Raw genomic sequence first — 9,872 nt, forward strand, 5'->3', positions numbered from 1 at the left:
TTGACCAGGTTTTTTGATGTACTGCGCGGCGCCCTGCCCCGACCCATGGCCGTCAGCGGCGTCGAGCGCCTGCGCGCCTGCTGCGGCACCCTCCTTGGAATTTTCCTGACCGGTCTGGTCAGTAGCTGGATCCTCGGCGCGGACGCCGGACTGCCGATGCTGATCGCACCAATGGGTGCATCGGCAGTCCTCATCTTCGCCATGCCCTCCAGCCCGCTCGCGCAGCCCTGGCCCGTACTCGGCGGCAACGTGCTGTCTGCGACCATCGGCGTGACATGCGCCCATCTTGTAGGCGATCCTGCACTGGCGGCGGCGCTGGCCGTAGCCAGCGCGATTGCCGCCATGTTTGCCCTGCGCTGCCTGCATCCGCCCGGCGGCGCCATCGCCTTGACTGCCGTCCTCGGCGGGCCGGCAATCCAGGCAGCGGGATTCAGCTTTGCGCTATCGCCGGTGGCCATCAACTCGCTGCTCCTGCTGGCGGTTGCCTTCGTGTTCAACAACGCCACCCGCCATCGCTACCCGCACCATCCGCATGCGGATACCAGCAAGCACAACACCGCCGACGCGCCGCCCACGAACCGGATCGGCTTCACGCCACACGACCTCGACGCCGTGCTCGAGAAGTACAACGAGGTGCTCGACGTCAGCCGCGACGAACTCAACTCCCTGTTCATGCAGGCGGAAATGCAGGCCTACCAGCGCCGCTACGAGGAGATCACCTGCGCCGACATCATGTCGCGCGATCTCGTCACCGTCGAATTTGCCACCGAACTCGAGGAAGCCTGGTCGCTGCTGCGCAAGCACAAGGTGAAGGCCCTGCCCGTTGTCGACCGGGCGCGTCGCGTGATCGGCATCGTGACCTTTGTCGACTTCATGAAAAACGCCAACCTCGACGTCTATGATGGCTTCGACGCCAAGCTGCGCCACTTCATCCGCCGCACGCCGGGCCTGCATGCCGAGAAGGCGGAAGTGGTAGGACAGATCATGACGCGCAACGTGCGCACCGTAAGCCACGACATGCATATCGTCGAACTCGTGCCATTGCTTTCCGACATGGGTCTGCACCATGTGCCGGTGCTTGACGATGAGCGCAGGCTGGCCGGGATGATTACGCAGTCGGACCTGATTGCCGCGCTGTATCGCGGCCGCCTCACCGACGCAGCGCAAGCGGCCTAGGCCGCCGCATGCAGCGCTCCGAATTCTGTCTATACTGGTCCTATGGCAATGAAGGGCTCGGGGGCGGGTACCCGTCCGCCGCCGGGTACGCCGATTTCAGTCCGTTACGGGACATGAAAGGACCAGTCATGAAACACCACTCTTCCCGCAAGGCCGATTCGAAAAAGGCCGTTCAGAAAAATACGCCCGCCAGCCCGTTTGCCGGCCGCCCCTTGGACGGCAGTCAGTACATCGATGTGGTGGAAGAGCAGGAATATGCGGATCGCCGTGCGACGCCCGAAGAGGAGCGTCCACGCTTTTCCTACCTGCATGACGTCAAGACAACGAAGAACTGACAGGCGACTCGGGACTACCCGGCGGGCCGCGAAGGCGTCTTCGCGGCTTCGCCGGTAACGCGATACAACTCCAGCTCGGCCCCGCTCTCCGGCGGATGCGCTTCGTCATATTCCGGGCTGTGCTCGATCTGATCCTTGCTGACGTTCACGAAGACGGTCCTGTCTTCCCAGCTGACGCGTTCGATCTGATGCGGCGACACCAGCACGTGCTTGCCCAGTAGCCACTTGCGCGTGTCCACCGCCATCAGCTGGATCGACCAGTCAACGCGGTCAAACAGGAAATCTTCGACATGGCCGATCTGCTTGTCCGTGGCATGAATGTGGTAGCCGACCACTTCGCTGCAGCTCCGGAGGTGCGGATCGGAATGGGCGCGCTCTTCCTCGAGCCGCTTGCGGATCGCCAGCACGTCTGACGGCTCCAGCGGCTTTTTCTCGATCACGCCAGGGTAGACTGCCGATCCTCGATGCGGACCCGCCCAGTAATACGGGAAGCCGTAATACGTATTGAATTCTTCCTCGTGCTGGCGCTCGACGGGCTTGGCGGTGTCGATGCTCGGGCTGTTGCGTATCTGCTGCATCGTCAGGTTGACGCGCAAGGCGCGCCGATCCCACTCTTCGGCCAGCACGGACATCGGCGACAGCAGGACATCGTAGCCGTTGGGCCATCCGCCGGTGTTCACGACCAGGTAGCGGATTACCCACTCGGCATCATCGAAGTACACGTCGCGGACGCTACCCAATTCCCCATCGGTGGCGGCAATGGCAAAACCGCGAAGCGCATTGGCACTGTGCAGCATGATGACCTCCGGCGTGTGCTATTCACAAGAAATTAGGTCCGCGGGCAATTCAAAGGTTCCGGCCGAAAATGAAAGGCCCTCCGCAGTGGGAGGGCCTGGAATTGGTGCCGGTACTTTTATCTACCGCCGGCTCCGGTACTTACATCTTCTTCTTATAGAAAGCATGTATGCCGCGATGTTAATAAGTTGGTACTGCGCGGGCATTGAGATTTGTCAACGGTCATGTTGGTGAGAGGAAAGGCAACGCAAAGCAAAAAGGGCTTCCCTTGCGGGAAGCCCTTTTCCATCCAATGCGCGATGTGTTCGCGCAGTGAAACGTCTTACACCTGGACGCCGTCCGCCACTTCGCGGAACTCCGCGATCTGGTCGAAGTTCATGTAGCGATAGATATCGGCCGCGTTCTTGTCGATTACGCCGATGTTCGCCATGTACTCTTCCTTGGTCGGGATCTTGCCGAGCATCGCGCAGACAGCCGCGAGTTCAGCCGAGCCGAGGTAGACGCGCGTATCCAGGCCGAGACGGTTCGGGAAGTTACGCGTCGAGGTCGACATCGCGGTGGAACCCTTGCGGATCTGTGCCTGGTTACCCATGCACAGCGAGCAGCCCGGCATTTCCATGCGGGCGCCGGTGCGGCCGAGATTGCCATAGTGGCCTTCGGCGGTCAGCACCTGCTGGTCCATCTTGGTCGGCGGAGCGATCCACAGGCGAACCGGGATGTCGCTCTTGCCTTCCAGCAGCTTGGAAGCGGCACGGAAGTGACCGATGTTGGTCATGCAGGAACCGACGAACACTTCGTCGATCTTGTCGCCGGCAACTTCACCCAGGGTCTTCACATCGTCTGGGTCGTTCGGGCAGGCAACGATCGGTTCCTTGATGTCGGCCAGGTCGATTTCGATGACGGCTGCGTACTCGGCATCGGCGTCGCCCTTCAGCAGTTCCGGCTTGGCGAGCCATGCTTCCATCGCCTTGATGCGGCGCTCGAGCGTGCGCTTGTCCTGGTAGCCGTTGGCGATCATCCACTTCATCAGGGTGATGTTCGAGGTCATGTACTCGGCGATCGGTTCCTTGTCGAGGTGGACCGTGCAACCAGCGGCGGAACGCTCAGCGGACGCGTCGGACAGTTCGAATGCCTGTTCGACCTTCAGCTTCGGCAGGCCTTCGATTTCGAGGATGCGGCCGGAGAAGATGTTCTTCTTGCCCTTCTTCTCGACGGTCAGCAGGCCCTGGCGGATCGCGTACAGCGGGATCGCGTTGACGAGGTCACGCAGGGTGACGCCCGGCTGCAGTTCGCCCTTGAAGCGGACCAGCACCGATTCCGGCATGTCGAGCGGCATGACGCCGGTCGCGGCAGCGAAGGCCACGAGGCCGGAACCTGCCGGGAAGGAGATGCCGATCGGGAAACGGGTGTGCGAGTCGCCACCGGTGCCGACGGTGTCGGGCAGCAGGAGACGGTTCAGCCAGGAGTGGATCACGCCATCGCCCGGACGCAGCGCAACGCCGCCACGGGTCGAGATGAAGTTCGGCAGCGACTGGTGCATCTTGACGTCGACGATCTTCGGATAGGCGGCGGTGTGGCAGAAGGACTGCATCACCATGTCGGCGGAGAAGCCGAGGCAAGCCAGGTCCTTCAGCTCGTCGCGGGTCATCGGGCCGGTGGTGTCCTGAGAGCCGACGGTGGTCATCTTCGGTTCGCAGTAGGTACCCGGGCGGACGCCCTGGCCTTCCGGCAGACCGCATGCGCGGCCAACCATCTTCTGTGCGAGCGAGAAGCCCTTGCCGGAATCGGCCGGGTTCTGCGGCAGGCGGAACAGCGTGGACGGTGCCAGGCCGAGTGCCTCGCGAGCCTTGGCGGTCAGGCCACGGCCGATGATCAGGGGGATACGGCCGCCAGCGCGAACTTCGTCGAAGATCACGTCGGACTTGACCTTGAATTCGGCGATGACTTCACCGTTCTTCAGGGCCTTGCCTTCGTACGGACGCAGTTCGATGACGTCGCCCATTTCCATCTTGTTGACGTCGAGTTCGATCGGCAGCGCGCCGGCATCTTCCATGGTGTTGTAGAAGATCGGAGCGATCTTGCTGCCGAGGCAGACACCGCCGAAACGCTTGTTGGGGATGAAGGGAATGTCTTCGCCGGTGAACCACAGGACCGAGTTCGTCGCGGACTTGCGGGAAGAGCCGGTGCCGACCACGTCGCCGACGTAGGCGACCAGGTTGCCCTTGGCCTTCAGTGCTTCGAGTTGCTTGATCGGGCCGACCTTGCCCGGCTCGTCCGGATTGATGCCGGGGCGTGCGTTCTTCAGCATCGCCAGCGCGTGCATCGGGATGTCGGGACGGGTCGTCGCATCTGGAGCGGGCGACAGGTCGTCGGTATTGGTTTCGCCGGAGACCTTGAACACGGTCAGGGTCATGCTCTGCGGGACTTCCGGACGCGAAGTGAACCACTCGGCGTCGGCCCAGGACTGAATCACAGCCTTGGCGTTGGCATTACCCTTGTCGGCCAGTTCCTTGACGTCGTGGAAGTAGTCGAACATCAGCAGGGTCTTCTTGAGACCTTCAGCGGCCACGGTGCCAACTGCGGCATCACCCAGCAGGTCGATCAGCGGCTTGATGTTGAAACCGCCGAGCATGGTGCCCAGCAGCTTGGTCGCCAGTTCGCGCGAGACCAGCGGGCTCTTCTCGGTGCCCTTGGCGACCGCTTCGAGGAAGGCAGCCTTGACCTTGGCGGCGTCGTCCACACCGGCCGGAACGCGGTTGGTCAGCAGGTCGACGAGGAACTGCTCTTCGCCCGCGGGCGGGTTCTTCAGGAGTTCTACCAGATCCTTGGTCTGCGCCGCGGATAGCGGGAGCGGAGGAATGCCGAGGGCCGCCCGTTCGGCGACATGGTTACGGTACGCTGCTAGCATGTTTGTGCTCTTCCAGTTTGGTTATGAAAAAGATAAGGAAAAATCCTGACCTGCCTGTTCTGGCGTTATTGTACCCGAACAAGTCTTCTATAAGACATAAGACTTAACAAGAAAGTCGGGAATTTTTGCACCTCAGAATTTTTCGTTACGAAAAAGGCAACACTCTCTGCTTTTCCCCGCGGCAATGCTTGGCGAGCCGGCCGATGCTCTTGGGCGCACAGGTGGAACGGGTAGAAAACACAATTGTGATCCGCCATGGTCGGCGTGTTGCGCAGCAGGGTCAATCCCGGCCTCAGCATGCACGTTGCAAAGGAAGCCAGTCATGGAATGTTCCGCCACTACGAATCGGAGATGATTGACCAGATAGTGACGCGGCGCGACCTGACACAGGACGGGAACGTCGCGGAGGGCGTCGTTACGTTCGAGCAGACGTGCTTCCTCGAACGCGGCAAATGCGATGAGATACAGGGCTACCTGCGGACCTGCGAGCTGCGCGGCATCGAGTACCGCTGGCCACAGTGCGCTTACATGCCTGCGAGCTGCGGCTTAGACGCAAGCAAAGCCTTGTCATGCGCGGCAGCACTACCAAGGACCAAGCGCACTTCGGCAGCATTATCCGAACCGGGTTTGTTGACCAGTGCGGGCGGACGGGCAAACAGCTTGCCCAGACGCTGCGCTACCTCTTCGGCTCCGTCACGGTAGAGGATTACCGTACGGCGCTGTGCACCGGCGGGCATGCTCGCAGTCTTCGATACCGTCACTCCGAGCTTTTCAAGTTGCGAAGTCAGCTCGCCGGCAAAACCTTCAACCCCGGTGCCATCGGCGATCTCGATGCGAATCGACGCTGAGTCCTGGGGCGCAATCGGCGCGGCCTCGACAACCACCGGCCCATCCTGCACCTGCACCTGTGCCGGCTCCGTGGATACCGCGATTGCCTCCTGGCCTTCCAATGTCAGACGGGCGACAGGGGCGATACGTTCGAGCACGGTGCTGCCGGTCGTCACAAAGCGCGGCGTATCCGGGTCTGCCTGCGCAATCGGTGCCGCCACGACCTGTTCGTTCGCCACAAACGGATTGACCGCAGGCGCGGGCAAGACAAGCGGCTGGGTTCCAACGTACCAGAGCAGGAATCCGAAAGGCGCGAGCATGAGCAGCTCAAATGCGGTCCAGTTTTGTTTGGCACGTGCCGGTGCGGTGGTCGATTTCATGCTTACACCTGTTGTTGAAAACGCAAGAGTGGTACGGTCGCCGAACAAGCCGTTGAACCGCCGCCGCAGAAGAATGCGGCCTGTCGCCGGAGTGTAACCTACACGGCGCGGTATCGATTGGTCGTCGAACATGCGTTCCTGTTTGCCCTGCCGGCGGACACTCCCTGCGTGGGGACGTCCGGCTGAAGTCAATAGAAGAAGCCGCGCGATGCGGAGCGCGCCTCCCATGCGGCCGAATGAGGAAGCGTCATGCGCCGGCCATTATGAATGCCGTAAGGCAACACTGCCATAACCGTAATCAAGGAATCCGGAACTGGCGCGTTCAGGCGGTGCCTGGGCCACCGGGCTTCAGTTTTCGTTCGGCTTCGCCGGTATAGGTATAGGGAACGGCAGGCGGCATCGGCCCCTTGATGCGCCCTCCCTGCGTTTTCTGCTCCCAGGCGTGGGCAAGGATACCGACGGCGCGCGACAGGATGAACAAGCCTCGCCCCAGCTCCGCGGCAAATCCAAGCTCGGAGAAAATCACCGCTGTCGCACCGTCGATGTTCATCGGGATGCGCTTGCCGGTCCTTCGTGCGAGCGCCTCTTCCACAGACCTCCCGATGCGGGCATAGTGCCCGCCGACCGCACCGGAATTGCAAGCCTCTTCCACCAGTTGCAGCAGCTTGGGCGTGCGCGGATCAGTCGGATGGAACCTATGGCCAAAGCCGGGAATGATCTTGCCATGCTCCGCGACGTAGGCGTCAAGTGCAGCATCGACCGCTTCGGCGAGGCCAGTCCCGCTCTCGGTCATGGCCGCGATCCGCTGGCAAATCTCCATGCATTGCTGCCCTGCTCCGCCATGCACATCGTCGAGCGCATTGATCGCTGAGGCCATCGCACCGTTCAAGGGCAGTCCGCAAGTCACGGCCATCCGCGAAATCGCGATCGACGGCGCCTGTGGACCATGGTCGACGCTCGCCACCAAGGCAGCCTCCAGCAGTGCGGCCTGCGCCTGCGACGGCAGCTCGCCGCGCAGCATCAGCCAGATCATCTCCGGAAAGCGGATCGTGCCGATGAGGTCCTGGATGGGGTAGCCACGGATTCCAATCTTGCCGGGGTGGATGTCGATGATTTCGGTGGTCCACCACGCTGATGCTTCCTGCAGCAACTGCTCCGCTGTCTTTGCACTCATACCGCACCTGTCCGTTTTAGTGCCTCGATCTCTTCGCTGGAATACCCGAGCTCCAGCAGTAGCGCGTCTGTGTGTTCGCCCAGACGCGGCGGCGGAATCCCGGCATCGGGTTCCGCTCCCTCGATCCTGAACCCGGCCCGCGCCAAGGTGACGGGACGGCCGACACCCGGGACGTCTTCGAACGTACGCAACAACCGACGGTGCCGCACTTGCGGATGCGAAAGTGCCTGCGGAACGGACAGCACACGCCCGGCAGGAACACCAGCGCGGTTAAGCACAGGTTCCCATTCCTCTGCAGTTTTTGCCGCCAGCCCCTTTTCGATTTCTTCAGTAAGGGCGGCACGATGACGCTTCCGGCTTTCCCGCTCGGAAAACCGGGGATCGGATACGAGGTCTTGACGCCCGACGGCCGCCGCCAGGGCAACAAACTGCTCCTGCTTGTTTGCAGCGATGTTCAGCAAACCCTGTTTTGTGCGGAACGCACCGGAAGGCGCCGCGGTGAAATTATCGTTACCGTTCGGCTGCGGAATCTGTCCCGCAACGAGATAGTTCGAGACCACCCATCCCATCGTCACAATTGTAGAGTCCAACATGGCGACATCAATAAAACTGCCCTCGCCGGTCGATGCGCGCTTGACCAATGCCGAGGCAATGGCGAATGCGCCGGTAAGCCCGCCAATGGAATCTGCGACCGGATAGCCGACACGCAGGGGCGCACTCTCCTCGCTTCCCGTGATGCTCATGGCACCGGACAAGCCTTGCACGATCTGGTCGTACGCAGGCGCATCCTTCAACGGCCCATCCTGCCCGAAGCCTGAGATCGCGCAGTACACAAGCCCGCGATTGGACTTCTTCAGCTCCTCATACCCCAGCCCGAGTCGCGCCATAACGCCGGGCCGGAAGTTTTCGACGAGAACGTCGGCCGATTCAACCAGGCGGCGCAGCACTTCCTTGCCCGCTTCCGACTTTAGGTCGACGGTGATCGACCTTTTACCGGCATTCTGCGCCAGGAAAGAAGCGCCCATCCTCTTTGCATTCAGTTCGGGATCGGCACCTAACTGCCTTGCCAAGTCGCCGTCGCGCGGCATCTCGACCTTGATTACATCCGCCCCCAGCAGCGCAAGCTGGTATGCGCAAAACGGGCCAGCCAGGACGTTGGTCAGGTCGAGCACCCGTATTCCATGCAGTGCTTGTGTCATTGTAGGTTTCCGCAAAGTGTAGCGCCAGACAGAACAGTGTTCTATTATTCACCATCAAACAGATGACTTCAACTTTTGCAATGAAGACAAACAAAGCAACGGAACGAGATGCAGTGCCGACGAACAATGACGGGGTCGCGGCTGTCGACCGGGCCCTAACCATCCTCGACGCCTTTACGGCGGACGATACGGGACTGACCTTGAGCGAAATTTCCCGTCGAACGGGCCTGTACAAGAGTACGGCATTGCGTCTGACCGAATCCCTTGAGAAGTTTGGGTACCTGCGCCGCGACACAGACGGATACTACAAGCTGGGGGCGAAGCCTCTCTTTCTCGGCGCGCTCTTCCAGCGTCAGTTCAAGACAGCCGACTGCGTGCCAAAGGTGCTCAGGGAAATTGCGGGAGAAATAAGGGAAAGCGCTTCCTTTTTTGTTCGCGACGGGAACATGCGGCTCTGCCTGCACCGCGTGGACGCACCACGCGCAGTACGTGATTCAATCAACGAAGGAGACAGGCTGCCCATCGATCTCGGCGCTTCAGGCCATGTCATCCTGGCCTTCAGTGGCCAGCCCGGACAATGCTACGACGAAATCCGTCGTTCGCTCCAGGCCTCGTCATTCGGCGAGCGCGATCCGGAAACCGCGGCGGTATCTTGCCCGGTCTTTGGCATCCACCAGGAATTCGCAGGAGCGCTCACGGTTTCCGGTCCCCGCTACCGAATCGATGAGACGGCAGTGGAGCAAATTCTCCACGTACTCTACCGCCATGCGCGCGAACTGACCCGCCAGTTCGGCGGGAACCCCAGCGTCTATCCTGCTTGAAGCCATTAATGCGGCGCGCGTGACGACATCCCTCGGTTGAGCTTTCGATGCCGAGGGCCTGCGAACGCAGTTTCGCTTTTTATCGCCGCAAAAGCAAAAAGCCCCGCCTTCAGACGAAGGCGGGGCTCATGCATATAACAAGCCTGACGATAACCTACTTTCACACTGGTTGCAGCACTATCATCGGCGCAGAGTCGTTTCACGGTCCTGTTCGGGATGGGAAGGGGTGGTACCAACTCGCTATGGTCATCAGGCA

Annotated in this window: 8 protein-coding genes and 1 rRNA gene; 3 read left to right on the forward strand and 6 right to left on the reverse strand. The window is 61.2% G+C overall.

The window, feature by feature from the left end:
* Together ACNOHI_RS14350 and ACNOHI_RS14355 are read left to right on the forward strand one after the other, a co-directional pair.
* Nucleotides 1-1,176: an HPP family protein gene (locus tag ACNOHI_RS14350; RefSeq protein WP_420475348.1), complete on the forward strand. Its 1,176-nt coding sequence runs from the start codon at nt 1-3 to the stop codon at nt 1,174-1,176.
* Nucleotides 1,177-1,304: 128 nt separating this feature from the next.
* Nucleotides 1,305-1,511, forward strand: coding sequence for a hypothetical protein (locus ACNOHI_RS14355; RefSeq protein WP_420475349.1), 207 nt, complete (start codon nt 1,305-1,307; stop codon nt 1,509-1,511).
* A gap of 14 nt (nt 1,512-1,525) precedes the next feature.
* Here the strand turns inward: ACNOHI_RS14355 and ACNOHI_RS14360 are convergent, their stop codons facing one another.
* The 5 genes from ACNOHI_RS14360 to ACNOHI_RS14380 all read right to left on the reverse strand — a co-directional run bounded on the left by ACNOHI_RS14360 (nt 1,526) and on the right by ACNOHI_RS14380 (nt 8,795).
* Nucleotides 1,526-2,308: a PRC-barrel domain-containing protein gene (locus ACNOHI_RS14360; protein ID WP_420475350.1), complete on the reverse strand. Its 783-nt coding sequence runs from the start codon at nt 2,306-2,308 to the stop codon at nt 1,526-1,528.
* Between the two features lie 320 nt (nt 2,309-2,628).
* Complete coding sequence (locus tag ACNOHI_RS14365) at nt 2,629-5,214, reverse strand: bifunctional aconitate hydratase 2/2-methylisocitrate dehydratase (RefSeq protein ID WP_420475351.1); 2,586 nt, start codon at nt 5,212-5,214, stop codon at nt 2,629-2,631.
* Between the two features lie 524 nt (nt 5,215-5,738).
* Nucleotides 5,739-6,422, reverse strand: coding sequence for a LytR C-terminal domain-containing protein (locus tag ACNOHI_RS14370; protein WP_420475352.1), 684 nt, complete (start codon nt 6,420-6,422; stop codon nt 5,739-5,741).
* Between the two features lie 322 nt (nt 6,423-6,744).
* A complete protein-coding gene (locus ACNOHI_RS14375) occupies nt 6,745-7,596 on the reverse strand; it encodes a citryl-CoA lyase (RefSeq protein ID WP_420475353.1) in 852 nt (283 codons plus the stop codon).
* On the reverse strand, nt 7,593-8,795 hold the full coding sequence (locus tag ACNOHI_RS14380) for a CaiB/BaiF CoA transferase family protein (RefSeq protein WP_420475354.1): 1,203 nt from the start codon (nt 8,793-8,795) through the stop codon (nt 7,593-7,595). Before ACNOHI_RS14380 ends, ACNOHI_RS14375 begins: the two co-directional genes overlap by 4 nt.
* A gap of 113 nt (nt 8,796-8,908) precedes the next feature.
* Here ACNOHI_RS14380 and ACNOHI_RS14385 point away from each other — a divergent pair, with 113 nt between their 5' ends.
* Nucleotides 8,909-9,616 (forward strand): IclR family transcriptional regulator, encoded by a 708-nt coding sequence (locus ACNOHI_RS14385; protein WP_420475355.1) that lies wholly within the window; start codon nt 8,909-8,911, stop codon nt 9,614-9,616.
* Nucleotides 9,617-9,757: 141 nt separating this feature from the next.
* Here the strand turns inward: ACNOHI_RS14385 and rrf are convergent.
* Nucleotides 9,758-9,870 (reverse strand): 5S ribosomal RNA (rrf, locus tag ACNOHI_RS14390).
* Between the last annotated feature and the right edge of the window lie 2 nt (nt 9,871-9,872).

This window comes from Noviherbaspirillum sp. ST9 (assembly GCF_048799745.1).
Classification (GTDB): Bacteria; Pseudomonadota; Gammaproteobacteria; order Burkholderiales; family Burkholderiaceae_D; genus Noviherbaspirillum.